Source organism: Methylohalomonas lacus, assembly GCF_024808875.1.
In the GTDB taxonomy this organism is placed as follows: Bacteria; Pseudomonadota; Gammaproteobacteria; order Methylohalomonadales; family Methylohalomonadaceae; genus Methylohalomonas; species Methylohalomonas lacus.
This window is the reverse complement of the sequence record NZ_JANUCT010000010.1, coordinates 24,222-48,112: the sequence shown is the minus strand read 5'-3', so window position 1 is coordinate 48,112 and position 23,891 is coordinate 24,222. Positions and strand designations below refer to the sequence as shown.

Below are 23,891 nucleotides of genomic sequence, written 5' to 3'. Positions count from 1 at the left end.
GCAGATAAAATCATCCGGTATGCTCAAACGTAACCGGCTATACGAACGCAGCCCGTGGCGGCTATTGCTTGCCGGTGGCCTGGGATTGGCGCTGCTGTATGTCCTGCTCCCTTATGGGCTGACAGCAAGTGCCCTCTATGTGCTTGCTACCCTGGCGGCAGCCGTTACCGTGACGGTTGCCGTGTACCGGGAAAAACAGCTGTTTTGTTCCCTGGCCTGGAAACTGATAGCGATGGCACTGGTACTTGCAGCCATAGGGCACGGTATCTGGTACTGGCTGGATCTTGTGGGCCTGGAACCTTTTCCATCGGCAGCCGATATATTCTACCTGGCGATATATCCACTGTTTATGATGGCGTTATGGTTGCTGGGTAAGCGGAAAAATACCGACGACAGCACTTTAAGTGATGCACTCATCATCGGTATTTCGGCAGGTGTGTTGGGCTGGGCTCTGTTGATTGAGCCATATGTGAATGCGCCTGATATCACGCTGTTGCAGTTGCTTGTTTCAACGGCCTACCCGGTCGCCGACTTGATCCTGCTGCCCATGATCCTGCATCTGGTTTTTCTTCAGCGAACGCGTATTACTGCGCATACACTGCTGCTGGCCGGCATGCTCGCCTACCTGGCTGCCGATATGCTTTATGCGCACGGCAATTCGGCCGGCTGGTACGGGCCCGGTGGCTTCACCGACGGGTTATGGCTGGTTGCCTATAGCCTGTTTGTCGCTGCCGTATGGCACCCATCTTCCAGTGAAGTACCGACATCACATGCCTCGACGGCGCGGCTATCCAGCCAGCGATTATTTATCCTGGGGACTGCGTCTGTATTTGTGCCGGCACTGATACTACTGACTGTTGGAACTGAAATTGGGGTGGTCCGTGTCGCTGCATTTGCCTCGATCCTGCTGTTTCTTCTGATTATGCATCGTATGGCCGGGCTCATACGGGAAACGCAACACCAGGCTGAAAGACTTGAACGCCTATCGCGGATGGATCCATTGACGGGGGCATCCAATCGTCGCGATCTTGAGTACCAGCTGAAACGGGAGGTAGCGCGTGCCGAACGTCTGGGTACAACCCTGTGTCTCGCATTTCTCGACCTGGATTACTTCAAGGACTTTAATGATACATACGGACACCCGGCAGGTGATGCACTGTTGCAGAATTTGGTGGACGCCTGGCAGTCGGACTTGCGTCCGACCGACATGCTAGCCCGTATTGGTGGCGAGGAGTTTGTGATTATTTTTCCGGACACCGATATCGAACAGTGCCAGAAGGCAGTAGAACGTTTACGTAAACTGATCCCGCGCGGCCAGACCTGTTCGGCGGGTTTGGCGGTATTTGCTCCTGGAGAAACAGCCGATGAGCTGATCAACCGTGCGGATCGGGCATTATATTTGGCTAAGAATACGGGGCGGGATCGCGTTGTTCGTGCAGATGACGGACCTTCATTGAATAGGGCTGCGCAAAAAGGTTAAATTGAAATGCTCGCCCCTCTATCTGTTTCTGCCCGCAGCGCTTGTGTTCAGACCAACACCAACATGGAGCCTTGCTCATAATAGCGGGATCCCAGTCGGACTGCAGTGAAATGGTGTCGATGTGATTTAAATTTGCCCAGTTATCAGTTAGCAATTTCTTCAGAGTTATATACGACACGGCAACAGAGCTGCCATGCCGCACAGTATACGGATGCAACTGACCAGCGACCCCGCACACATCGTTTTGCGCGGGAACAATCGGGATGCCTGTATCCTCGCCGTGGATGATTACCGGCTTTACCTCGACTGCCCTGGTCGTGGCCTGTGCAATTACCGTATTGAGCTGCATAGCCATGTACTGGAGAAGCCTTGAGCATCGCCTCCTGAGCCCGGAGGACAAAACCGGGTCTCCTGCCTGATGCAGCATTTGGGCGTTACTAGGCCAGCCTTCTCCAGACCAACGATTATCCCCTAAGCCATGAACTGCCGGTTAACGCTGTTTGGACATATCGTCATACGTCGCATCCCGACCGATATGTTCATGAATGAACCGCTTGATGTGATCCATATCGTCCTCGCACCAGCGCCAGGCACCATGGATTAATCCCAGCCCGAGGAAAAAGAACATTAATGCACCGATCGGGAATGTCAGTGGTACGGGTTTTTGATGGCCTTCAAACGGGCCCGTCAGGAAAACCCAGAAGGAAAACAGTGTGATGAACAGGATGCCACCCAGCCAGATTGCAGCGAAAATTTGCGCAGGAGGGTGAATCTGGAATTTGCCACGCAGATGTAATTGCCCGTTTACGTGATCGAACGAGGCCTTGAGACAGGGTTGGAAGGCATTGCCAAAGGTTCTGCCGCTTGAGACGGGATAAAGCCGGTGCATGCTGACACCTCGATGGGTTGCGGTGCCCGCAATACCGCCGGGATGATTTTGACTGAATAGCAGCTTTAGACTGAAACCCGGTAGCAGGTGTTGCTTGAGACGATTGACTGCCAGAGTTCGCTGACAGGTGAGCGGGATCTCGGCTTCTTCGCTGGGTAGGATTTTATCGAGGAGTCGAAACAGCATGATATCTCCTTCTTCGTTGTCGTTGATTTCGTGAACAAGGCCGTTTCATACTGCACAAGCGCAACATGGTGATTAGAACATGCGACCATAATCGGGCTCAAATCCGCAAGCAGCCTTTGTCAATATCTAGGTATTGGCGATAGCCGGTAACCAAGCAAGCTGGGGAGGATCGCGTGCTATACATGTGCAAACGAGTGTTGAATCAGGGTCTTAGTCCATTGCCAGGATGGTTCTTATTGCGTCTTACCGCCAGGGCGCATGATGTCAGCGATCAGGTTGTGTCCCAGGGTGAATACGGACCGCCGCCAAGCTTAGCCTTGAGGAACCGGCCAGGATTCGAAGAATCATGGCGAGCAAATAGCTGAATGCCCTGGAACTGGCCAATGTATTGCCGGCCGCGTTCAGGCAACAGTTTCACGCGCCGGACCACGATCGAGCCGGGCGGTATGATTGCCATTCATCGCCATGATAAGCGTCCGGATTTAGTCTATATACTGGTGGTGAAATTATCGAATATGGTAACAACCATCCCGACCTCTTTTTGCTTATCAGGCAAACCGGGGTCGACGCCTGAGCTGGCCTTAACCAGTAAGGATGTCCTGGATTACATTGAGCGCGTCTATGACTCTGTTGAATGGCGATAACTGGAAATGTATCAACACAATGACTACGCTTAACTTAAACGTTTGCGGAAACAATGTAGAACCCATATTAGGAATATCATGGGTAAGTCAAGTAATCGAAATTCCCGGTTGGCCTGCACAGTCAGTTATCTGCTGACACAGATCCTATGATAGTTCGTAGATTGACTTTGTGTGTGCTACTGATGTTTATGAAGCTGCCTGCTATCGCCTTTGCCCAAGCGCCGTGTCCTGGGATTCATGTTAAAATCCTGGATATCAGAAATAGCACCGGAGCAGTAGCTTGCGCGCTTTTCGAAGCACCTGAGGGCTTCCCTGCTGAGTTTTTGCGCTACGCGACTAATATCATGATGATAAAAGTTCGGGATACGCAGGCGCGCTGTGACTTTCTGGATATACCGTCGGGAACATATGCGTTGGCCGTCATTCATGATGAAAATATGGACGGCAAGCTGGACACTAATTGGTTGGGTCTCCCCAGGGAAGGCTACGGCTTTTCAAATGACGCAAAAGCCTCGATGAGCGCCCCTTCGTTTGAGGCTGCCAGCTTTCCGTACGACGGCCAAAATCTGGATCTAACGATCAGCTTGAATTACTAGCAATCCATGAATACCGAAGAGTTATTTAAATCCAGTACACCCTTGCAGAGTTTTTCGCCCTAATATTAAAGTCACTCAAGCTAATTTTGGGTTTGTCGCTACCGTTTGACTTACAGTTAGGCTCTGAGCCAGAAAGTTCAAATATATGGAATATGGATTACGACAAGCGACCGAAGACGACTATGAATTTTGCTACGATCTTACAAAGCAGAATATGTACGATTTATTCTGTCGTCATTGGGGAGGATGGGTCGACTCGGAGTTTCGTAAAGGGTTTGTTATAGAGAATATTCAAATCCTGCTGGTTCACGGGCAACGGATCGGATATTTTTGCTGCAAGGTTAGCGAAGATTCAATTTATATTGATAACCTACAAATAGCGTCCCGTTATCAGGGGCGAGGCATAGGGGGAAAAATTCTCTCCGACTTTCTGGACAGGCACAGAGACACTGTAATCAAGCTCACTACGTTTGTGGATAATCCAGCTGCAAAACTCTATGAAAGGTTGGATTTTCAAGTGGTCGAAAAAAATGGTCCCACCATCAAGATGGAAAAAAACCTGACAAGGCTGTGCCGGGCACCGACAAGCAATGCCGGTGAACATTGATACCATAGGATCCAAGGGTGGCCGTTTATGATGGAGTTTCACTGGAGAATACGCCAGATCACCCAGGAAAATCCGGGTTTGATGGATGCCTTGTTGAAGATCTTCGGAGAAGTCTTCAGTGATCTGGAGGCTTATATCAGAAACCGGCCCTGTACTGACTACATACAACAGCTACTTGGAAGCGGCTATTTCATTGCACTAGTTGCCCTGAAGGACGAGCAGGTTATAGGAGGTCTTGCTGCTTATGAACTCAGGAAATTTGAACAGGAGCGCAGTGAGATCTATATATACGATCTCGCGGTTTTGGAGGCGCACAGACGACAAGGCATTGCAACTGCGTTGATCCAGGAACTGAAGAACATAGCGGTTGATCGCGGGGCTTATACCATCTTTGTGCAGGCCGATACCGGGCCCGAAGACGAGGCAGCGATTGCTTTGTACTCCAGGCTGGGAAGCAAGGAGAACGTACTGCATTTTGACATTCCCGTGCGTAGTCGTACTACAGCCCCATGACCGTGCATGGCAGGGGCACCCTCCTGCAGGCATTCTGGTTCAAACAAGCCTCAGTAATTCCATGAAATGCCCTTGAAAGTGGTGTCCGTGCCCCTTGAGGCTGTTACAAGATCATTATCGTTGCCAGAAACAGCATTAGACCCATGCCGATGATATCGGTAAACGTGGTCAGGAAGATGCTGCTGGCGGTGGCCGGGTCGGCGCCGAAGCGTTTGAGAACCAGCGGCACCATGACGCCGAAAATGCCGCTGCCGATGCAGGCGCCGGTCATGGCAAGTACTATTACGATCCCCAGTGTCAGTGGCTGCATGGACTCGGTTGCCATGGCGTAACCGAACATGGCGATACCCGCTATCAAGCCGACTATGGCACCGTTGAGTGCGCCTAAAAGAATTTCCTTGCGCAACAGTTTGCGAACCGGGTAGTCACGCAACTGGCCGAGTGTGATGCCGCGTAGCGTAATCGCCAACGCCTGACAGCCGGTGTTACCGCTCTGGCCTGCCAGTACAGGCAGGAATACGGCCAGTGCAACGACCTGCGTGATGGTATCCTCGAACATGCCGACGACGAAAGCGGCTGCGAATGCCGTGACCAGGTTGATCAATAGCCACGGGTGACGCATGCGGAATGCCTGTAATACCGAAGTACTGATCTGTTCCTCCTTGTCGACACCATACTGACTGCCAGCCTGGCCGCTGATCTCCGAGGCGATACGTTCGTACAGTTTCCAGCCATGCACCACGCCGACGATACGCCCGTCGTTATCGACGACCGGGTACAAGGGATAGTGCCGGTACATGGCCTCGCTCACTGCTTCCTGGACCGATGTGTTCGGGTCAAACGTGAAGGGCTTTTTGAGCATGATGTCGGCCAGTGTTTGCGACGGTTTGGCCAGCAACAGATCGCGCATGCCGACCACGCCGACCAGGCGCTCTTCCTCGGTGGTGAATATATAGCTGATCTCGCTGATGTCCGTGCTCTTGACGAGAAACGTGAGCGCTTCGGCCACCGTATAGCTGGACGGCAGGATGGCGGGCGTGGTGGTCATCAGCTCGCCGACGGTTTCTTCAAGGCCGGAGATGACCGCCCGGGTTGCCTGATCCTCGGGCGTGGCGCTTTCAGCGAGATGTGAGGCGATCTTGTTAGCCTGCTCGCTATTCAGACGTGAGAGCACGAACTGGATTTCGTCAGGCGGCATTTTCGCCAGTTGCTCGGCGGCATCTTCCGGTGTTTTCAGCTTGATGTCGTCGACCAGTTCAATCATTCCCGGGCTGCGCGGCATGATCTGCTCCTTGGAGATGGGCTGTATGCATCCAGTATACAGGCAAGCCCGGCAACGGCCGCAAACCATGGCTTTCCCGGAGGCAAGGTCATTCGAACCGGTGCGGTGGTCTGCTTCGGCGCCATGGCTGAATCGAGGGAATACAGGGAATATATAGTGACGCGCCGGCCTGCCGCTCGCGTAAAATAGCGTCGATGTCAGACGCAAGCGCCAATATTCCCCATTATGATGTGATCATCGTCGGCGCCGGCGCGGCCGGATTGATGTGCGCGATCACGGCCGGTCAGCGCGGCCGGCGGGTGCTGGTGCTGGATCATGCCAACCGGGTCGGCAAGAAGATTCTCATGTCCGGCGGCGGGCGCTGCAATTTCACCAACCTGTATTCGACGCCGGAGAATTTCATCTCGGCGAACCCGCATTTCATGAAATCAGCGCTGGGCCGCTATACGCCATGGGACTTCATCGCACTGGTGGAAAAGCATGGCATCGGTTATCACGAGAAGAAGCTCGGCCAGCTGTTCTGCAACGAGTCGTCAAAGGACATCGTCCGCCTGCTGCTGGCCGAGTGCGCGGCTGCCGGAGTTACAGTGCGCACGCATTCGCCGGTGCGCATAGCGCAAACCGGTGAGCCGTACCGGCTGGTCACGCCGCAAGGGGAGCTGTCCTGCGAATCACTGGTGATCGCGACCGGCGGGCTGTCGATCCCGAAAATGGGTGCGACCGGTTTCGGCTACGAACTGGCGCACTCGCTGGGTATCCCGGTGCAGCCGACACGGGCAGCGCTGGTGCCGGTGACTTTCGACGGTCGCAAGCTGAAACAGTTGCAGGACCTGGCCGGCGTGTCGCTGGATAGCGTCACGGCGGCAGACGGCGTCGAATTTCGCGAGAATCTCCTGTTCACCCACAAGGGTCTGAGTGGACCGGCCATCCTGCAGGCATCGAGTTACTGGCAGCCCGGCCAGCCCCTGCAGATCGATCTGTTCCCCGACATGGACCTGGTCGAACATCTACGCGCGCAGCGCGAGCAGCGGCCAAAGCTGGTATTGAAGAATCTGCTCGGCGAGCGACTGACCCGGCGCGTGGCGCAGCGCTGGTGCGAACTGTGGCTGGAGAATAAGCCGCTGGGCCAACTGAGCGACGCTGATATCGAGCAGGTTGCGGCGCATTGCCAGCCGTGGACGGTATGGCCGTCCGGTACCGAGGGTTACCGCACTGCCGAGGTGACGCTCGGCGGTATTGATACGACAGCGTTGTCGTCAAAGACCCTGGCCTGCCGCGATCATCCGGGTCTGTATTTCATCGGCGAAGTGGTCGACGTCACGGGCCACCTGGGCGGGCACAACTTCCAGTGGGCCTGGGCGTCGGGTTATGCGGCGGGTCAGTATGTCTAGCGGCTTAGCTGTACCGGTAAGCGGCTAGTCACGCGCGCCCGCGGGTATGAGATCGCTGGTGGTCCAGCTGACAAACAGCAGTACGCGCCAGCGGGTGAGGTTGGAGAAGCCGAAGGTCGGGTCGGTACTGGCGATCAGCGCGCCGTCATCCGCGTCGTAGGCAAAGGCCGCGATCTTGGCGACGCCTTCCTGCTGCTCTTTCTTGAAGAGGGGGAGTTCCGGCAGCTCGGGCGCTGTCGCAAACGGCACCGGCACTTCGATGCTGGGCGTACCGAACAGGGTTCGGCGTTCGTCGATGGACAGGGCGCCGGCACGCACCTCGACGATGACGTCGGCGCTGTCCGCTGACCTGGCCATGCGCAGGTCCTGTTCCAGCAAATGCTGGCGAATTGCGCCGACGGCGTATTGACCGTCGCCGTCCTTGAATCTCGAGGTCTGCAGCCAGACGCGCGTATCTGCCGGCAGCTCGAGTGTCAGTTTCCTTGCCGCTGCATCGGCGGCCCCGGAAATGAGCAGCTGTTCGGTGGCGCTGCGGGCCGGCAGCGTCTGTTTGGTGCTGGTACAGCCGAGCAGGGCGGTGCCCAGTAGCAGGATCACAACGAGTCGGTACGTCATTGGTGACTTCAGGATTCAGACAGGTGGCGTGTTGTTCTGATACACGATTACAAGTGGAACAGGAATTCCTGCATGCCATTGCTGAGCAGCTTGGCCCGCTCGATGCGGTAGTCCGACATGCAGTGGGCCAGGTCGTCCGGCGTATAGCGCGGTGCCTCGCATTCGCGGCTGGTCATGCGGATGTTCGCCAGCCGGGTCGAGGTCAGGGCGTCATCGTCGGCTTCCCACACCGGGTAGTACGGACCGGGTCGTTCCGGCATCTGCTTGCCGGAATAGACGATCAGCGCATGAACCAGTGTACCCGGCTGTGCACGTCCGGCAATCTCGGCCATGACCGCCGTCAGTGCTGGCCGCTGCAGGTAGTTGAGCAGATCCCAGCACAGCACCATGTCAACGGGTTCCGAACTGCAGGCCGGCAGGACGGATTCGGCCAGCTGTCGGCACTGTGCCTTGTCCGCCTCGGCATTCAGCGACTCGATGGAGACCGGCAGGTCGGCGATCTCCAGCCGGCAGCGGAACTGGTTGAGAAAGCCGATCGTCGCCGCCTGCGCCGGCCCGAGATCGAGCACGACCCAGCGGCCACCGGCGAGCATTTTCTCGGCGAGCGAAACAAACAGCGGCGCCTTCAGCGCCTCGGGCGCCAAAGGTTCGTTCCGCCCGACGGCGGTACTGACGGCACTCACGACTGCTCAGGGGCGATTACGTCAACCAGCGGTGCCTCCCTTGGCGGCCTGCGCCGTCGTATCCGGGCTGCTTGAAGCGGTCGATTCCGGGCTGGCGGCCGGTTTGCTGTCACCGCTGCCTGCCTGTTTGCCGGGGAACGCGGTGGTCTTGCCGTTGCCGCGGTTGTCGGCGAAGGCCTTCTGCAATGCCTCGGATTCCGGGTCCATCTCGATCGAGCCCTTGAAGCGGGCGCCGTCTTCCAGGCTGACGCGCGGCGAGATGATATTGCCGCGCACTTCCGCGGTCTTGCGGATGCTGATGCGTTCGGCGCCGTACAGGTCACCTTCCATGAAACCGTCAACATTGATGCTGTTGGCGTAGACGTCGGCGGTGACCTTGCCCTGGCTGCCGATCGTCAGGGCATTGTGCTTGAGGTTGACCGTGCCCTTGACCTCGCCCTCGATGATCAGGTCTTCCTCGCCCCTGAGATCGCCATTGATGTGAATGGAAGGGCCGATTACCGCGGCTTCACGGCGGCCGCTGGTCGCGGCCTGACGGGCCGGGGCCGGTTGCGGGCTGCCGGTTTCCATGGCTGCCTCGTCGTTGGGATAGAAGTCGTCGTCTTTCGCGGCTGCGTCGCGCTTGTTGAAATCAAACATAGTCGTCCTCTTGGGGTTGAGGTTATACCGCTGGTTGTCCTCCTCCCCAGGAGACACCTTTTAAAGTATATGCCTGAACCGGCCGCTGTCTACCCGTCCAGCACGAATTACCGGTTGATTACTGTGACTGGCATAGCAAATCATTCAATCTCTGCCGCGACCGGGGCCGCATTATCCAGCTTGTCCGTGGACGGCGCTGTAATACAATGAGCGGGCTTTTCAGGGGAGCGCCATGGCAGCCAGAAAATCATCCAGGATCGACGCTTTCAACCTGCAGCCGGGTCGCGCCATCAGCCAGAAATACGAGGTGGTGGAAAAGCTTGGTGCCGGCTGGGAGGGCGAGGTCTACCAGATCCGTGAGCGCAATACCGGCATCGAGCGTGCCGCCAAACTGTTCTATCCCCAGCGCAATCCGGGCAACAAGACCGCGCGCACCTACGCCTGCAAGCTCCACCGTCTGCGCCACTGCCCGATCATCATCCAGTATCACACCGAGGAGACCATCACCTACCGCGGCATCCCGATCACGGTGCTGGTGTCCGAGTTCGTCGAGGGCGAGCTGTTATCGCAGTTCCTGAAGAAGCAGCGCGGCGGTCGACTGAGTCCGTTCCAGGCGATCCACCTGCTGCACGCGCTGGCGGTGGGCATGGAGGCCATTCATCATCTGGGTGAGTACCACGGCGACCTGCATGCCGACAATATTATCGTCAGCCGCTTCGGTCTCGGTTTCGAACTCAAGTTGCTCGACATGTTTCACTGGTCCTATCCGAAGCGTGAAAACATTCAGGGGGATATTCTCGATATGGTCCGGCTGTTCTATGATGCGCTCGGTGGGCAGAAGCATTACTCGCGCCAGCCGGACGCGGTCAAGCGCATCTGCTGTGGTCTGAAGCGTTCCTTGATCCTCAAGCGTTTCCGCAGTTCGTCACACCTGCGTGAACACCTGGAGACGATGTCCTGGGAATGAGCAGTCAGGTGGTAAATCTTCTGTGTGGTACCCGGCTCTGCCAATAAACTCTTGCTGGATACTGTTAGCGCATTCCCTGGTTATCGAGCTGCCAGTCGATGACGGCGGTGCGGTCGATGTGGGTGAACGGGCTGACCAGATTTTTCAGATCGCGCCAGACTTTCGGTGACGAAAATAGGACGTCGATTTTCGTGTTGTGCTGCTCGGCAAGTTGTTGCAGCGTCGCCATGGTGTTGCGACGCTCGGCCTGGGTCAGTTCGCGTTGCATGATCACGAGCAGATGCAGCGTATCGCCGTTTGCCGTGGCAACGACCGCGGGATAATGGCGGATTTCCAGGCACAGGCTATCCTGGCTCAGCTGCTGGATGGCTGCTTCCAGTAGCGACTGGTGTTCACTAGCCAGGGTTGGCGTTTTCATATTTTCAGGTCCTGTATGGTTTCTGTTTCCTGTTCATCAGGTTCATCCGTATCGTCAGCTTCGTACAGATGATCTTCCTCGGAACGCGGGTCGAGTTCCGGCGCCAGCGGGGTCGTTCGCGGTACCGCCATGAAGGCCGTTTGATGCCTGTCCGGTGCGGTGTCATGCCAGCGCCACATGAATGCAGCGACGAGCGCCGCCGTGATCATGATGAAAACGAACAAGCCACTGGAGCCCAGCAGCCACATGAACAGCGCCGCCAGCAGCGGTCCGATTGCCGCACCGATGCCGTAGAGCAGCAGCATGACGGTGGTGGTCATGACGAACTGGCCGTGGGGGGTCTGATCATTGGCATGGCAGACGCTGAGCGGGTAGACACTGTAGGCGATGCCGCCAAAGATCAGCGCGCTGAGCAGCGTCAAGCCCGGGCCGCCCAGATTGAAGATAAAGCTCAGCGGCATGACGACCATGGCGAGCCCCAGAACCAGCATCAGCAACCCGCGGTCGTAACGATCCGAAAGCTTGCCGATCGGCCACTGCAGGATGAGACCACCGATGATCGACAGTGCCATAAACAGCGATATCTTGGCGCTGCTGAGACCGTGCTGGATGCCCCAGGCCGGCGCCAGTGTCAGGTAGGCACCGATGATCATGCCCGAGCTGAACGAACCGAGCGAGCCCTGGGGTGCACGGCGCATGAAATCCAGAAACCGGATTTTGTGTACCTCGATCTGGGCCGGATGCGTCGCCCGGGTCAGTGCGATCGGGATCAGGCACAGGGCGAACAGCAGCGCGGTAACCAGGACCAGTTCGATGCCGACCGGGTCGCCAACGTTGAGCATGAGCTGGCCGGCGGCCATGCCGAGGTAGTTGCTGATCATGTAAAAGGAAAACAGCCGGCCACGATCGCCCTGCGTAGCGATTTCCTGCAGCCAGCTTTCGATAACCAGGTACATGCCGGCGAGCGAGAAACCGGTCAGGGCACGCAATACAGACCAGGTTGCCAGCGAATCGAATAGCCCGTGCAGGATGACCGAGATCGTGGCCACGGCGGCGAACGCCGTAAACGAGCGAATATGGCCGACGCGGGCGACTATTGTGCGGGCATACAGCGAGCCGGCCATCATGCCGCCGAAGTAACTGGCCATGACGATACCGATCACCTGCGCGTTTACGGCACCCAGCGACATGCGCACGCTAAGGAAGATGTTCAGCAGGCCAACCGCCATCATGAACAGAAACACCGAGATCAGGATCGAGGGCAACGTCCTAGTGAGCTGCAGACCGGGGTTAAGCAGATTGATCGTGACCATGGAACTGTCCAAGCCTGTTGACGCGGTGTGATCGGGGCCGAATTGTGCCATACATCGCGCGCGTATTAACGCAAATTCTCACTGCCGGGGCGGCAGTCCGGCAGCGGCGAGTTTGATGAAAATATTTTCTCGTTTCCATTCAAAAAAATCACTGTACGCCGCCGGTGTCGATGCTATAAAGCGCGGAATTCACCAGCCAAGCGCAGGTGGAGGTATTCCGGGACCGGCATGATCGACCAATGCCGGCGTCCGGTAATGTAACGGCTACTTAATTGAGGGCTAAACCGCATGGACATCAGCCGGGATCAGACCGATTACCTGGAAGATGATGGTTTTATCAGCGATGACAGCAACGACGATATCGCCACGCTGGATGCCAGCCTCGAGCAGGACGTCAATGGCGTCGCCTGGCGCGAGATTGAGAAATACCGCGAGCGTCGCGAGCTGGAAAGCATCCTCAAGGATGATTTTTACAACGATCTCGATATCAACAGTGTCTGGGACTAGCGCGCTGCGGCCCTGAGCCGTACATGTCCGGTCTCCGGTGCGGGTGAGCTAGGGCAACGGCAGTGGTGGCTTTTGCAGCTTGTCAATCCGGCCGCTCAGGTCGCTGAGTGTTTCTATGATTTCACGCCGGTCAGTGTCCTGTCGGTAGACGGCGTATACCTGGCGTTCGATAACCGGTGCTTGCGGCACCGGGAACAGGCGTCCGGCCTCGACCCATGGCTGAACCTGCGGCTCGGCGAGATAGGCGGCGCCGGCGCCGCTTGCCAGCAGCTCAAGTGCGGCGGCACCCAGACCCAGCCGCAACCCGGGTGCCGGTGCGTCCGGGAACAGCTGCGCGTGCTGGTGGGCGAAATCGCCGCCCCAGTCGACGTAAATGTAGTGTAGACCCAGCGCCTGTTCGAGTGGTGCCTGCGGCTGAGAACTGACCAGCAACAGGCGAAAGCGGCAGCTCTCCGTAACGGTCAGCTCCGGCAGCCGCGGCGGTTCGAACAGCAGACCGAAATCGAGGCTGCGATCGAGCACCCGTCGCAATATCGATTCCGGGCCAAGGGCATCGGCGCTGATGGCCACATCGCCGTGCTGTCGTTGTACCCACTGCAGCCAGTCCGGAATGAGAATCGCCCAGAGATTGGGTAGCGCCGCCATGGTGATATGCTGGCCGCTGTCGTCGCCGACCGCGACATCCAGCCGTGCCCGGTTCCAGTTGGCAATGATGGCCTCGGCATGGCGCAGCAGCTTCTGCCCGGCGGTGGTCAGCTGGATGTTGTTCCGATCGCGCATGAACAGCCGCACGCCAAGTTCGTCCTCCAGCTGGCGGATGCGGGCGCTGACCGCCGACTGGGTGATGAACAGGTTTTCGGCGGCGCGACCGAAGTGACGCGTCTGCTGGACCTCGATGAAAGTTCTGAGCAGTTCTACATCCATCAATATTTAACCTGTCACAAAGCCGATCAGCGGTATTCAAACGCCGGTCCGGGCGGTATCCTTGCCGGCTGTTATTATTGCGGCGCTGACGCGGCCCACGAGACCGCCCAGCTATTGTTAGCATATCCTGCGCCAGGCGGCGACAGGTGGCGATTTGCAGGAGACGCCCATGACATCCAGGCCGGTGATAGGCTGGCGCGAATGGCTGGCGCTGCCGGGATTGGGTATTCCCGCCATCAAGGCCAAGGTGGACACCGGCGCGCGTACGTCGGCGCTGCACACGTTCGGTCTGGAAACCTACAACGAGGGTGGTCATGAACTGGTCAGGTTCCGCATCCATCCTTTGCAGAAACGTACCGATATCGAGCTGGAATGCATTGCCCCGGTGATCGACCGGCGCACCGTACGCGACTCCGGTGGTCATGCCGAAGAGCGCATCGTGATAGCGACGGAGCTGCAGCTGGCCGAGCGGCAGTGGTCGGTCGAGATTACGCTGACCAGCCGCGACGACATGCTGTTTCGTATGCTGCTGGGCCGTGAGGGCATCCGTCATGGCCAGCTGCTGGTCGATCCGGCAGCGTCCTATGTGCATGGCAGGGCCCTGGCCAAAAGCTATGCCGTGACCGAATCCACCACACCCGACGAAGAATGATGTTATGAAGATCGCGATCCTGTCCCGTAACCCGAAACTCTACTCCACCCGGCGACTGATCGAGGCTGCTGAAGCGCGCAACCACGAGGTGGTCGTCCTCGACGTGCTGCGCTGTTACATGAGCATCGCCTCGCACCGGCCCAGCATCCACTACAAGGGCAAGGATCTGACCGATATAGACGCGGTGATTCCGCGCATCGGGGCCTCGGTAACGTTTTACGGTGCCGCAGTGCTGCGCCAGTTTGAGATGATGGGCGTCTACCCGCTGAACGAGTCGGTGGCCATCACCCGTTCGCGCGACAAGCTACGCGCCACCCAGTTGCTGGCGCGGCGTGGCATCGGCCTGCCGGTGACCGGCTTTGCCAACAAGCCCGACGATATCGAGGACTTGTTACGCATGGTCGGCGGGCCGCCGGTGGTCATCAAGCTGCTGTCCGGTACCCAGGGTATCGGTGTCGTGCTGGCGGAAACCAGCAAGGCGGCCGAGACCGTGATCGAATCCTTCCTCGGCCTCAAGGCCGAGGTCCTGGTGCAGGAATACATCAAGGAAGCCGGCGGTGCCGATTTGCGCTGTTTCGTCATCGGCGACAAGGTCGTTGCAGCGATGAAGCGCCAGGGCAAGGACGGCGAGTTCCGCTCCAATATTCATCGCGGCGGCAGTGCCAACCTGGTGAAGATCACCCCTGAGGAACGTTCCACTGCAGTGCGCGCGGCCAAGATCATGGGGCTCAATGTCTGTGGTGTCGATATTCTGCGCGCCAATCACGGGCCGGTGGTGATGGAAGTCAACTCATCGCCCGGGCTGCAGGGCATCGAGAATATCACCAACAAGGACATTGGCACCCAGGTTATCCAGTTCATTGAAAAGAACGGCGTGCGCGGCAAGACCAAGACCCGGGGGCAGGGCTAGGCATCGTGGCGGCTGCCCTGAAAATCAACGGTACCGTTGTCCGGCCGGGGCAGCGCCGGCTGATCGAACTCGCCATCCCGGATCTGTACACGCATACGTCGCTGAACATTCCGGTGCAGGTGATCAACGGTCGCCAGGACGGTCCGCGCCTGATGGTCAGCGCGGCTGTGCACGGCGACGAGATCAACGGCGTCGAGATCATTCGTCGCCTGCTCAACCTGAAAGTACTGGATCGCCTGCGTGGGTCGCTGGTCGCCGTGCCGGTGGTCAATGTCTACGGCTTCATCAACCAGTCACGCTACCTGCCGGACCGGCGCGATCTCAATCGCTCATTTCCCGGCTCGGAATCCGGGTCGCTGGCCGCGCGGCTGGCACACACGTTCCTGAACGACATCGTTGCCCACTGCACGCACGGTATTGACCTGCATACCGGCGCCATTCACCGCGAGAACCTGCCGCAAATTCGCGCTTATCTCGATTCCGAGGAAACCCGCAGGATGGCGCAGGCATTTGGTGCCCCGGTGGTACTGCATTCCAATCTCGTCGACGGCTCGATGCGCCAGGCGCTGTATGAGCGCGATTTCCCGATTATTGTCTATGAGGCCGGTGAGGCGCTGCGGTTCAGTGAGGTGGCAATCCGCGCCGGTGTCCAGGGTATTGTCTCGGTCATGCGTGATCTCGGCATGCTGCCGCGGCAGAAACGCAAGGGCAAAACTTACGAGCCGCTGGTGGCGCGTAACAGTACCTGGGTACGGGCCCCGCAGAGCGGTATTCTGCGCATGGTCGTGCCGCTGGGTGCGCAGGTCGACAAGGGCCAGCTGCTGGGCGTGATCTCGGATCCCTTCGGCGAGCGCGAGGAAAACGTCGAGGCCACGGTATCCGGTATCGTCATCGGCCGTGTCAATATTCCACTTGCCAACGAGGGCGAGGCATTGTTCCACATCGCCCACTTCCGCCGTGCTGACGGCCTGCAGGATCGCCTCGACTCTTTCCAGGAGGAAATGGATCCGGCCACCGATGATCACCTACCGCCCGAGGCGCCGATCGTCTAGCGGCGCGAACATTGCCCGCTCGACTGCTAAGCTTGAATACAGGGCTGTTCAGGACAACCTGATTGTCACCTCAATGATCAGTCTGTCGGGGGAGCGGCAAAGCGGTTATTGCCTGCAGCCGCCCAGGGAGGTGAATAGTGCCGAAACAGCAGCGCACCGAGGCGCAATGGAGTGAACTGCTCAGCCGCGAACGGCTGGCGCGGCAGGAACTGGAAACGATCAAGCGGTCGCTGGAGCAGGAGCGTGAGTTTCTTAACGCAATGCTGGAAAACCTTTCCGATGGCATCGTTGCCTGCGACGAAAAAGGCATCCTGACGATCTTCAATCGCGCCACGCGCGAGTTCCACGGCTTGGCGGAATCACCCCTGCCACCTGATGAGTGGGCCCGCCACTACAGGCTCTATCACCCCGACGGCAAGACGCCCCTGGAAACCAGCGAAGTGCCCCTGTACCGGGCCCTGCGCGGTGAAGTGGTCAGGGATGCCGAAATACTCATCGCGCCGGTGGATAAACCGCATCGTCTGATGCTTTGCAATGGTCAGCCGATCATCACAAAGAACGGCGAACAGCTGGGTGCGGTGGCGGTCATGCATGACATCTCCGATCGCAAGGCGGCGGAACGGGCGATCGAGCACCTGGCCTACTACGACTCGCTGACGCAATTGCCCAATAGGCACTTTCTGCACGAACGCTTGAAGAGCGCCCTGCGCAACAACGAGATCAGCGGCCGACAGGGCGCATTGCTGTTTATTGATCTGGACAATTTCAAGACGCTGAACGATACGCTCGGCCATGACCTCGGCGATCTGCTGTTACAGCATGTTGCCCGGCGCATTGTCGACTGCCTGCGTCAGGATGACATCGTCGCCCGCATTGGCGGTGATGAGTTTGTCATTCTGCTGGAAGATATTACCGACAGTCCGGGCCTGATTGAAAAAAACGTTACCTCTATAGCCAACAAGATCATTAATGCGTTCACACCTGCCTTTGAACTCAAGGGCTATGAATACTACAGCACGCCAAGCATCGGCATAACGCTGTTTGACGGGCGGCATGAATCCGTTGATGATTTGCTCAAGCGTGCCGATATTGCCATGTACCAGGCCAAGGCGGCCGGCCGCAATACGATTCGTTTTTTCAACCCGCAGATGGAATCAATGGTGACAATGCGGGTGGCCATGGAAAGCGAATTGCGCACGGCTGTCGACAGGAAAGAGTTCACCGTCCACTATCAGCCCCAGGTTGATACGCACAAGGGCGTGTATGGCATCGAGGCGCTGGTACGCTGGCAGCATCCGCAACGGGGACTGGTATCGCCGGCCGATTTTATTCCCATCGCCGAAGAAACCGGACTTATCCTGCCTATTGGTGACGCGGTTCTGGAAACTGCCTGTCAACAGCTCAGAGAGTGGTCGGAACTACCCTGCTATGGCGATCTGAGCATTTCAGTCAATGTCAGCGCCCACCAGTTCCGGAATCCCGCTTTTGTCGACCGCGTGAGTGCGCTGGTAAACCGCCATGCAGTCAAACCGGATCGTCTAAAGCTGGAGCTGACCGAAAGCCTGTTACTGGAAAACGTCGAGGAAGCGGTTGCGAAAATGAACCAGCTCAAGGCCCATGGTGTCGACTTTTCACTTGATGATTTCGGCACCGGCTATTCGTCGCTGGCCTATCTGAAGCGTCTGCCGCTGGAGCAGCTCAAGATTGACCGGTCGTTTGTCCACGATGTGTTGACCGATGCCAACGATGCCGCGATTATTCGAACCATTATTGCACTGGGCAATAGTCTTGGCCTGGATGTTATTGCCGAGGGGGTGGAAACCGAGGCGCAGCGCGACTTTCTCGTCGCCAACGGTTGCTCCTGCTATCAGGGCTATCTGTACAGCCGGCCGCTCGCCATTGAGCAACTGAGCATGTTGCTTCAGTTTTGAACGCACGGCACTGGCATTTCTACGTTCAGACTTTATAGTATCCGCAAAATCATCACGCCTGCGCACGTTTCGCAGGTGCAGGGGAGTTGAACTTGGAAGCCAATATACTGACCGCCGTATTTCTGCCGCTGGCGCTGGTCATCATCATGCTGGGCATGGGGCTGTCGCTGACGCCGGCGCATTTTCGTGCCATATTCGTTGCGCCGCGCCCGATTCTGGTGGGGCTGGCGCTGCAGTTGGTGGCGCTGCCATCACTGGCCTGGCTGCTCGCCTGGGCCTTGCAGATGCCACCGGCACTGGCGGTCGGCCTGGTGCTGATCGCCGCCTGTCCCGGTGGTGCAACGTCAAATCTCATTTCGCATCTGGCGCGCGCGGATGCCGCATTGTCGATTACGCTGACGGCCCTGAGCAGCCTCGTCATCATCTTCTCGCTACCATTCGTGGTCAACGCGGCGTCGCTGTTTTTCATGGAAGCGGGACAGAATGTCAGCCTGTCAGTGCCGAAGACCATCCTGCAGATCGTCGTCGTCACGGTCATCCCGGTAAGTATCGGTATGTGGTTGCGTTCGAAGTCACCGGAGCGGGCGGACCGCGCCGAGCGCAGCGTGAAGGTGCTGTCGGCGCTGTTTCTGGCGCTGGTCATCGCCGGTATATTGGTCGGTGAACGGGACAACCTGCTGCGCTTTTTCATGCTGGTCGGCGTCGCAACCCTGCTGCTGAACCTGGGCAGTATGCTGCTCGGCTACGTCGGTGGCCGCTTGGCGCGCCTGCCGGTTGCCCAGGTTCGGACGGTAGTCATCGAGGTCGGTATCCAGAACGGCACCATGGCGATCGCCGTCGCGACCGCGCCGACGTTGCTGAACAACAGCAGCATGGCGATACCAGCGGCCATCTACAGCCTGATCATGTTCGTCAGCGGTGCGGTATTGATCGCGATGGGCAACAGGAATACCTGGACGGTCGCGGAAACACCGTAATGCGGCTGCCGGACGTTCAGTGCGCGCGGCGCAAGGTCAGGTTGATGCGGTAACGGCCGAGCAACGGATGTTCGCCGTCCTTCAGCGGTGCCACGCCGTGATAGCGCAGGCGATCCTCGCCACCCCAGACGACGACGTCACCATGCTGCAGTTCGATGCGCGCCGGCCGTTCCTTGCGCCTGAGGCCGCCGAACAGGAACGTCATCGGCAGGCCCAGTGACACCGAGACGATGGGCTGGGTCAAATCCGCCTCGTCCCTGTCCTGATGCAGTGACATGCGCGCGCCCGGTTCATAGCGGTTGATGAGACAGACGTCGGGCTGAAATGCGGCGAAACCGGCTGCTGCCGCGGCCCGGCTGGCCAATTCCGACAATGTTTCGGGCATGGCCGGCCAGGCGCGGTCATTCAGCGGATCGGTGGCGCTATAGCGATAGCCGTCGGTGTCGGCCGTCCAGCCGTAATCGCCGCAGTTGCTCATCGCCGCCGACATGGTGAAGCCACCCGGCGTCTGCATGTGCCGGAACGGTGCCGTGGCAACCGCATCTTCGATCGCCGCCAGCAACGCCGTGTCGCTGGCCGCGGCATAACGGCGCAGGATAACGCTGCCCGGGCCGAGTCGCTCCTGCCAGGTTGAGGTATCAGTGATATCGTTGAAGAGTTCAGCAGTCATGCACGCTCAGCTATTGGGCATCGTGAAAGATGATGCCGAGCGTGTGACGCCGGCCGTCACGAACGCGACTGACGCCGTGACGCATCTTGACGCGGTAGGGGCCGCGACTGCCCTGGACGGGGCGTTCGTTGACCGGAAAGATGACGGCATCGCCCTGCGTCAGCGGTACGACTTCGGGCCGTGATTGCATGCGCGGACGCTGTTCGGCCAGCACGAACTCACCGCCGCTGAAATCCTGCCCCGGTTGCGACAGCAGGATGGCCACTTGCAATGGGAACACGTGCTCGCCGTAGAGATCCTGATGCAGACAATTATAATCGGCGGCGGCGTACTGCAGGATCAATGGGGTTGGCCGGGTCTGGCCGGCGTCATGGCAGCGCTGCAGGTAGGCCGCATGCGTTTCGGGGTAGTGTGGTTCATGGCGCAGCGCCGCCTGCCAGCGATTGGCAATGGCCGCCAAAGGTGGATACAGCAAGGTGCGCAGTTCGGCAACAAGGGACGGCAGTGGATAGGCGAAGTACTGGTATTCACCGCGGCCGAAATTGAGCCGCTCCATGACGATGCGGCTGCGAAACCGCTGGCTGTCTTCGTACAGCGCCGCCAGTTCGCGGCATTCGCGTTGCGACAGCAAGCCTGGCAATACGGCGTTGCCGTGGTCGTTCAGTTCATCCGTCAGTACCTGCCAGTTGTACGCCGCGATGCGCCCGGCGACGTCGGTGTCGGTTCGGCTGATTTCAGCGTTTGCGCTCATCACCGGCCTCGCGCTGCAGCAGCGCGCGCTTTCTTTCGACGCCCCAGCGGTAGCCGGACAGGCTGCCGTCGGTGCGGACGACGCGGTGGCAGGGAATGACGACTGCCAGCTTGTTGGCGCCACAGGCCTGTGCCACCGCACGGCTGGCGTTCGGCTGACCGATGCGCCGGGCAATATCCGCGTAGCTGGCCGTCGCGCCGCCCGGGATTTCGCGCAGCGCCTGCCAGACACGCTGCTGAAAGGCGGTGCCACGTATGTCCAGTGGCAAATCCAGACCCAGGTTCGGCGTCTCGACAAGTCCGACTACCCGGGCGACGAGCTGTTCGAAATCCCGGTCAGCGCCGATCAGTTCCGCTTTGCTGAAGCGATCCTGCAGATCCCGCGTCAGTGCCTGCGGATCATCGCCGAGAAAAATGGCGCACAGGCCGCGTTCGCTTGCGGCGACCAGAATGCTGCCCAGTGAACATTCGCCAATGGCAAAACGGATACGGTTGTTCGCGCCACCGGCGCGGTAGTCGGAGGGTGTCATGCCGAGTATGTGGTCGCTGTGTTCGTAGAAACGGCTGTTCGCATTGTAGCCGGCGGCGAATATCGCCTCGGTAACGCTGCCGTCGCGTTCCAGTGCCGCGCGCAGGCGCCGGTTCCGGCAAGCCTCGGCGTAGGCTTTGGGCGACAGGCCGGTGACAGCCCTGAACACGCGCTGCAGATGCCAGGGACTGAGGCCGGCCCGCCGGCCGAGTTCGGCCAGAGTCGGCGGCGTTGTCATTGACTCGATGTAATGACAGAGGGCGGCGACGGTTTGTGCGTGCTGCTCGTGCAGTGCCGGCTGTTCCGGCCGGCAGCGCTTGCACGGCCGGTAACCGGCGCGTTCGGCATCGGCGCGTGTGGCATGAAACTCGACGTTTTCCGGTCGCGCGGTGCGTGCCGGGCAAGACGGGCGACAGTAGATGCCGGTGGTTCTGACCGCGTAGTAAAATTGACCGTCGGCGGCCCGGTCGCGATCGACCACGGCTGCCCAGCGTGGATCGTTTTCGGTGGTGGTATTCTGTGGCGTGGCTGGCATGACCTGATTACCTCGCGTTGATTGAACGCTGTCAATCTACCCGGCGTCAAGCCGGCTGACACTCCGCTGCTTGCTGTCAAATGCCTGCGTATCCAACTACATGATAATCCGATAGAATTTTTACATGTTTAAAGAAGCCACGCAGTACCTGGCGACGCTGGACGACGACTGGGCCGGGCTTATTGAGGCCGTCGGCCCGTGCCGGCTCAAGCCGCATCCAGAGCGCGAACCTTATGCGGCCCTGGTTCGGGCAGTGACCTTTCAGCAATTGCACGGCCGCGCCGCGGAGGCCATTCTCAATCGCCTGCTGGAACTCGGCAATGGCCATATCCCCGAACCCGATGAATTGCTGGCGCTGGATTTCGACAGCCTGCGCGCCTGCGGTTTCTCGGCCCGCAAGATTGAAACACTGCGGGGCGTTGCCGGTGCCGTGCAGAGTGGCCAGGTACCGACACGCCGCCAGGCCAAACGCCTCGATGACGAGGCACTGATCCAGCGGCTGATATCGCTGAAGGGCATCGGCCGCTGGACGGTGGAGATGCTGCTGATATTCACGCTCGAGCGCCGCGATATTTTGCCGGTTGACGATTTAGGCGTGCGTGACGGTTACCGTCGACTCAAGCGGCTGGAAACGCCGCTGACCCCGGCGCGCCTGCGCCAGGTCGGCAGTGCCTGGAGCCCTTACCGAAGCGTGGCAACCTGGTACCTGTGGCAGGTACCGAAAGCCGCCTGAAACAGACTGGCGCTGTTGCCGCGAACAGCTGCGGTTTATAATCCGCGTTCAACCTGATTTCTCCGCTAATGGCCTGTTCCGATCACTATGACCGACTGGATTGCATCACCTCTGGAATGGTTGCAGAACTATCAGCTGAACCTGTTATTCAGTGCGGTAGTTGTTGTCGTCTACTTCATCATCCGGCGTATCGTGCTGCCCAAGCTCGAGGCTTATGTCGAACGCGACAACCTGAACCAGCAGACCTTCAGGAGTGCGCTGTTCACTTTCAGTCTGCTTTCGGCCGTGGTTGCACTGGGTATCCTGCTGTTGATCTGGGGCATCAACATCCGGGAACTGCTGGCCGTTTCCACCGGCATCATGGCGCTGACCGGTGTCGCGCTGTTCGCGACCTGGTCCATATTAAGTAATGTGACCGCCTTCTTTATCCTGCTGTCGCACCAGTCCTACCGGCGCGGCAACTACATACGGGTCATAGATGTGGATAATTACATCGAGGGCTATATCAGCGAGATCAACATGTTCAATACGATCCTGATAACCGAGGACCGTGAAACCGTCGTCTACCCCAACAACCTGCTTACCGCCCGCGCCACGATCATCAACCCCCGCGACCGCAAGCGTCCCATTGGCAAGATCGAGGATTTCAGGAAAACAGAAACTAGCGTGGACGGCGGGTTGAACGATAAGGATTAGTTTGTTGCCGATATCATGGCAGGCAGAAACTGCCTGCCATGGATTCATGACACCTGCCAGAATTTTATCATTGCAGGGATGCACTGTTTTACAGTAATACCGATGTATGGTTTGCTGTCCCCCTGATTACACCATCAGGGGGGGGGGGCATGAAAATCGCTTATCTGGGACTGTTGTCCCTTCTGTTTCTGAATACGGCCTGTACTCACCAGGTCACTTTTGACGATCCCAGTCATTACAGTATTGCAACACCACGCCAGGATACTGGTACAACTGCTGTTATTGACCGGCAGACACTGGAGAACAGTGTACCAATTCGGGCTTTCATGACTGGTATTGCACACAAGTGGGAAGCCCAACCGGGAGACATGCTGCGACAGGTGGCCGATATTGAGTTGCCGCAGATGTTTTCAGACTATGAGTTCGTGACTGATTATGACGAGCAAACGAAGCCGGCTGACTGGATCGTTCTGGAATTGGCTGTACCAAACTATGAATTCGATGAGTTTCGTGCCGCGGTCAGTGTACGTGCCATCGCTTACAGATCGGGCGAAGCGCCGATCCTGGATGAAACCTATTCTGCGGAGGGTGACACCCAGGGCGCCAAGATGTTCTGGGCCGGTGCCTTTGGCATGAAATCGGCCATTCGACAGTCATCACTTGACGCTTACCAGAAAATATTCGTGGAGTTACGCTCAGATCTGCTTAAGGCACTCGAGGCACAGGCCGATAGTTCCACCACAGCGGCGGTTTACGCCCGGGTGACAGTGCCGGCTACCGAAAACGGGCCGTAAGTTTAAGT

The 23,891-nt window shown here is 58.3% G+C and carries 26 protein-coding genes; 15 read left to right on the top strand and 11 right to left on the bottom strand.

Features of this window, described 5'->3' with window-relative positions:
* The first annotated feature begins 19 nt into the window (after nt 1–19).
* A complete protein-coding gene (locus J2T55_RS08205; RefSeq protein ID WP_259055629.1) occupies nt 20–1,480 on the top strand; it encodes a GGDEF domain-containing protein in 1,461 nt (486 codons plus the stop codon).
* A 490-nt stretch (nt 1,481–1,970) separates the two neighbouring features.
* Here J2T55_RS08205 and J2T55_RS08200 read toward each other — a convergent pair whose 3' ends face one another.
* Nucleotides 1,971–2,555 carry a hypothetical protein gene (locus J2T55_RS08200; protein ID WP_259055538.1) on the bottom strand — a complete coding sequence of 195 codons (585 nt, stop codon included), beginning with the start codon at nt 2,553–2,555 and terminating at the stop codon, nt 1,971–1,973.
* 826 nt (nt 2,556–3,381) lie between these two features.
* Between J2T55_RS08200 and J2T55_RS08195 the strand changes: the two genes are divergently transcribed.
* The 3 genes from J2T55_RS08195 (at nt 3,382) to J2T55_RS08185 (ending at nt 4,915) form a co-directional block, all read left to right on the top strand.
* The gene (locus J2T55_RS08195; RefSeq protein ID WP_259055537.1) at nt 3,382–3,795 is read left to right on the top strand and encodes a DUF2141 domain-containing protein; all 414 of its coding nucleotides are present in this window, start codon (nt 3,382–3,384) and stop codon (nt 3,793–3,795) included.
* Between the two features lie 145 nt (nt 3,796–3,940).
* The gene (locus tag J2T55_RS08190) at nt 3,941–4,402 is read left to right on the top strand and encodes a GNAT family N-acetyltransferase (RefSeq protein ID WP_259055535.1); all 462 of its coding nucleotides are present in this window, start codon (nt 3,941–3,943) and stop codon (nt 4,400–4,402) included.
* A 30-nt stretch (nt 4,403–4,432) separates the two neighbouring features.
* Nucleotides 4,433–4,915, top strand: coding sequence for an AAC(3)-I family aminoglycoside N-acetyltransferase (locus J2T55_RS08185; RefSeq protein ID WP_407660068.1), 483 nt, complete (start codon nt 4,433–4,435; stop codon nt 4,913–4,915).
* Nucleotides 4,916–5,018: 103 nt separating this feature from the next.
* On the opposite strand, the gene J2T55_RS08180 is transcribed toward J2T55_RS08185, so the two are convergent.
* Nucleotides 5,019–6,197 carry a magnesium transporter gene (locus tag J2T55_RS08180; protein ID WP_259055530.1) on the bottom strand — a complete coding sequence of 393 codons (1,179 nt, stop codon included), beginning with the start codon at nt 6,195–6,197 and terminating at the stop codon, nt 5,019–5,021.
* Between the two features lie 194 nt (nt 6,198–6,391).
* Between J2T55_RS08180 and J2T55_RS08175 the strand changes: the two genes are divergently transcribed.
* Nucleotides 6,392–7,588, top strand: a complete 1,197-nt coding sequence (locus J2T55_RS08175) for a BaiN/RdsA family NAD(P)/FAD-dependent oxidoreductase (RefSeq protein WP_259055527.1) — start codon at nt 6,392–6,394, stop codon at nt 7,586–7,588.
* A gap of 24 nt (nt 7,589–7,612) precedes the next feature.
* On the opposite strand, the gene J2T55_RS08170 is transcribed toward J2T55_RS08175, so the two are convergent.
* The 3 genes from J2T55_RS08170 to J2T55_RS08160 are packed head-to-tail and all read right to left on the bottom strand — an operon-like array spanning nt 7,613 to nt 9,525.
* Nucleotides 7,613–8,203: a DUF6655 family protein gene (locus J2T55_RS08170; protein WP_259055525.1), complete on the bottom strand. Its 591-nt coding sequence runs from the start codon at nt 8,201–8,203 to the stop codon at nt 7,613–7,615.
* A gap of 47 nt (nt 8,204–8,250) precedes the next feature.
* Entirely contained in the window at nt 8,251–8,886 is a 636-nt protein-coding gene (locus J2T55_RS08165; RefSeq protein ID WP_259055524.1) for a hypothetical protein, read from the bottom strand.
* Between the two features lie 21 nt (nt 8,887–8,907).
* Nucleotides 8,908–9,525, bottom strand: a complete 618-nt coding sequence (locus J2T55_RS08160) for a bactofilin family protein (protein WP_259055522.1) — start codon at nt 9,523–9,525, stop codon at nt 8,908–8,910.
* A 232-nt stretch (nt 9,526–9,757) separates the two neighbouring features.
* Between J2T55_RS08160 and J2T55_RS08155 the strand changes: the two genes are divergently transcribed.
* Nucleotides 9,758–10,492 (top strand): protein kinase domain-containing protein, encoded by a 735-nt coding sequence (locus tag J2T55_RS08155; protein WP_259055520.1) that lies wholly within the window; start codon nt 9,758–9,760, stop codon nt 10,490–10,492.
* Nucleotides 10,493–10,556: 64 nt separating this feature from the next.
* On the opposite strand, the gene J2T55_RS08150 is transcribed toward J2T55_RS08155, so the two are convergent.
* Nucleotides 10,557–10,910 carry a DUF4711 domain-containing protein gene (locus tag J2T55_RS08150; protein ID WP_259055518.1) on the bottom strand — a complete coding sequence of 118 codons (354 nt, stop codon included), beginning with the start codon at nt 10,908–10,910 and terminating at the stop codon, nt 10,557–10,559.
* Complete coding sequence (locus J2T55_RS08145) at nt 10,907–12,223, bottom strand: MFS transporter (protein ID WP_259055516.1); 1,317 nt, start codon at nt 12,221–12,223, stop codon at nt 10,907–10,909. The genes J2T55_RS08150 and J2T55_RS08145 overlap by 4 nt, the downstream gene beginning before the upstream one ends.
* A gap of 288 nt (nt 12,224–12,511) precedes the next feature.
* Between J2T55_RS08145 and J2T55_RS08140 the strand changes: the two genes are divergently transcribed.
* The gene (locus J2T55_RS08140; RefSeq protein ID WP_259055514.1) at nt 12,512–12,730 is read left to right on the top strand and encodes a hypothetical protein; all 219 of its coding nucleotides are present in this window, start codon (nt 12,512–12,514) and stop codon (nt 12,728–12,730) included.
* Between the two features lie 48 nt (nt 12,731–12,778).
* On the opposite strand, the gene J2T55_RS08135 is transcribed toward J2T55_RS08140, so the two are convergent.
* Nucleotides 12,779–13,654, bottom strand: a complete 876-nt coding sequence (locus J2T55_RS08135) for a LysR family transcriptional regulator (protein WP_259055512.1) — start codon at nt 13,652–13,654, stop codon at nt 12,779–12,781.
* 169 nt (nt 13,655–13,823) lie between these two features.
* Here J2T55_RS08135 and J2T55_RS08130 point away from each other — a divergent pair, with 169 nt between their 5' ends.
* From J2T55_RS08130 to J2T55_RS08110, 5 genes are all read left to right on the top strand, one after another.
* Entirely contained in the window at nt 13,824–14,306 is a 483-nt protein-coding gene (locus J2T55_RS08130) for an ATP-dependent zinc protease family protein (protein WP_259055511.1), read from the top strand.
* Nucleotides 14,307–14,310: 4 nt separating this feature from the next.
* Nucleotides 14,311–15,216 (top strand): 30S ribosomal protein S6--L-glutamate ligase, encoded by a 906-nt coding sequence (rimK, locus tag J2T55_RS08125; protein ID WP_259055509.1) that lies wholly within the window; start codon nt 14,311–14,313, stop codon nt 15,214–15,216.
* Nucleotides 15,217–15,221: 5 nt separating this feature from the next.
* A complete protein-coding gene (locus tag J2T55_RS08120; protein ID WP_259055507.1) occupies nt 15,222–16,268 on the top strand; it encodes a succinylglutamate desuccinylase/aspartoacylase family protein in 1,047 nt (348 codons plus the stop codon).
* 137 nt (nt 16,269–16,405) lie between these two features.
* Entirely contained in the window at nt 16,406–18,199 is a 1,794-nt protein-coding gene (locus J2T55_RS08115) for a putative bifunctional diguanylate cyclase/phosphodiesterase (RefSeq protein WP_259055505.1), read from the top strand.
* 92 nt (nt 18,200–18,291) lie between these two features.
* Nucleotides 18,292–19,176, top strand: a complete 885-nt coding sequence (locus J2T55_RS08110) for a bile acid:sodium symporter family protein (protein ID WP_259055502.1) — start codon at nt 18,292–18,294, stop codon at nt 19,174–19,176.
* A 16-nt stretch (nt 19,177–19,192) separates the two neighbouring features.
* Here the strand turns inward: J2T55_RS08110 and alkB are convergent, their stop codons facing one another.
* The 3 genes from alkB to ada are packed head-to-tail and all read right to left on the bottom strand — an operon-like array spanning nt 19,193 to nt 21,660.
* Nucleotides 19,193–19,846, bottom strand: a complete 654-nt coding sequence (gene alkB, locus J2T55_RS08105) for a DNA oxidative demethylase AlkB (protein WP_259055500.1) — start codon at nt 19,844–19,846, stop codon at nt 19,193–19,195.
* A 10-nt stretch (nt 19,847–19,856) separates the two neighbouring features.
* Nucleotides 19,857–20,597: a 2OG-Fe(II) oxygenase gene (locus J2T55_RS08100; RefSeq protein WP_259055498.1), complete on the bottom strand. Its 741-nt coding sequence runs from the start codon at nt 20,595–20,597 to the stop codon at nt 19,857–19,859.
* On the bottom strand, nt 20,581–21,660 hold the full coding sequence (gene ada, locus J2T55_RS08095; RefSeq protein WP_259055495.1) for a bifunctional DNA-binding transcriptional regulator/O6-methylguanine-DNA methyltransferase Ada: 1,080 nt from the start codon (nt 21,658–21,660) through the stop codon (nt 20,581–20,583). Before ada ends, J2T55_RS08100 begins: the two co-directional genes overlap by 17 nt.
* Before the next feature lie 124 nt (nt 21,661–21,784).
* Here ada and J2T55_RS08090 point away from each other — a divergent pair, with 124 nt between their 5' ends.
* From J2T55_RS08090 to J2T55_RS08080, 3 genes are all read left to right on the top strand, one after another.
* Nucleotides 21,785–22,393, top strand: a complete 609-nt coding sequence (locus J2T55_RS08090; RefSeq protein ID WP_259055492.1) for a DNA-3-methyladenine glycosylase family protein — start codon at nt 21,785–21,787, stop codon at nt 22,391–22,393.
* A gap of 87 nt (nt 22,394–22,480) precedes the next feature.
* Nucleotides 22,481–23,089, top strand: a complete 609-nt coding sequence (locus tag J2T55_RS08085) for a mechanosensitive ion channel family protein (protein WP_259055490.1) — start codon at nt 22,481–22,483, stop codon at nt 23,087–23,089.
* 149 nt (nt 23,090–23,238) lie between these two features.
* Nucleotides 23,239–23,883, top strand: coding sequence for a hypothetical protein (locus J2T55_RS08080; RefSeq protein ID WP_259055487.1), 645 nt, complete (start codon nt 23,239–23,241; stop codon nt 23,881–23,883).
* Nucleotides 23,884–23,891: the final 8 nt, after the last annotated feature.

Coding starts and splice junctions, on each gene's coding strand:
- J2T55_RS08160 (WP_259055522.1), bottom strand. CDS start 9,525: ATGTTTGATTTCAACAAGCGCGACGCAGCCGCGAAAGACGACGACTTC.
- J2T55_RS08155 (WP_259055520.1), top strand. CDS start 9,758: ATGGCAGCCAGAAAATCATCCAGGATCGACGCTTTCAACCTGCAGCCG.
- rimK (WP_259055509.1), top strand. CDS start 14,311: ATGAAGATCGCGATCCTGTCCCGTAACCCGAAACTCTACTCCACCCGG.
- J2T55_RS08200 (WP_259055538.1), bottom strand. CDS start 2,555: ATGCTGTTTCGACTCCTCGATAAAATCCTACCCAGCGAAGAAGCCGAG.
- J2T55_RS08180 (WP_259055530.1), bottom strand. CDS start 6,197: ATGCCGCGCAGCCCGGGAATGATTGAACTGGTCGACGACATCAAGCTG.
- J2T55_RS08185 (WP_407660068.1), top strand. CDS start 4,433: ATGGAGTTTCACTGGAGAATACGCCAGATCACCCAGGAAAATCCGGGT.
- J2T55_RS08190 (WP_259055535.1), top strand. CDS start 3,941: ATGGAATATGGATTACGACAAGCGACCGAAGACGACTATGAATTTTGC.
- alkB (WP_259055500.1), bottom strand. CDS start 19,846: ATGACTGCTGAACTCTTCAACGATATCACTGATACCTCAACCTGGCAG.
- J2T55_RS08150 (WP_259055518.1), bottom strand. CDS start 10,910: ATGAAAACGCCAACCCTGGCTAGTGAACACCAGTCGCTACTGGAAGCA.
- J2T55_RS08135 (WP_259055512.1), bottom strand. CDS start 13,654: ATGGATGTAGAACTGCTCAGAACTTTCATCGAGGTCCAGCAGACGCGT.
- J2T55_RS08100 (WP_259055498.1), bottom strand. CDS start 20,597: ATGAGCGCAAACGCTGAAATCAGCCGAACCGACACCGACGTCGCCGGG.
- J2T55_RS08170 (WP_259055525.1), bottom strand. CDS start 8,203: ATGACGTACCGACTCGTTGTGATCCTGCTACTGGGCACCGCCCTGCTC.
- J2T55_RS08175 (WP_259055527.1), top strand. CDS start 6,392: ATGTCAGACGCAAGCGCCAATATTCCCCATTATGATGTGATCATCGTC.
- J2T55_RS08130 (WP_259055511.1), top strand. CDS start 13,824: ATGACATCCAGGCCGGTGATAGGCTGGCGCGAATGGCTGGCGCTGCCG.
- J2T55_RS08080 (WP_259055487.1), top strand. CDS start 23,239: ATGAAAATCGCTTATCTGGGACTGTTGTCCCTTCTGTTTCTGAATACG.
- J2T55_RS08085 (WP_259055490.1), top strand. CDS start 22,481: ATGACCGACTGGATTGCATCACCTCTGGAATGGTTGCAGAACTATCAG.
- J2T55_RS08145 (WP_259055516.1), bottom strand. CDS start 12,223: ATGGTCACGATCAATCTGCTTAACCCCGGTCTGCAGCTCACTAGGACG.
- ada (WP_259055495.1), bottom strand. CDS start 21,660: ATGCCAGCCACGCCACAGAATACCACCACCGAAAACGATCCACGCTGG.
- J2T55_RS08090 (WP_259055492.1), top strand. CDS start 21,785: ATGTTTAAAGAAGCCACGCAGTACCTGGCGACGCTGGACGACGACTGG.
- J2T55_RS08140 (WP_259055514.1), top strand. CDS start 12,512: ATGGACATCAGCCGGGATCAGACCGATTACCTGGAAGATGATGGTTTT.
- J2T55_RS08205 (WP_259055629.1), top strand. CDS start 20: ATGCTCAAACGTAACCGGCTATACGAACGCAGCCCGTGGCGGCTATTG.
- J2T55_RS08195 (WP_259055537.1), top strand. CDS start 3,382: ATGTTTATGAAGCTGCCTGCTATCGCCTTTGCCCAAGCGCCGTGTCCT.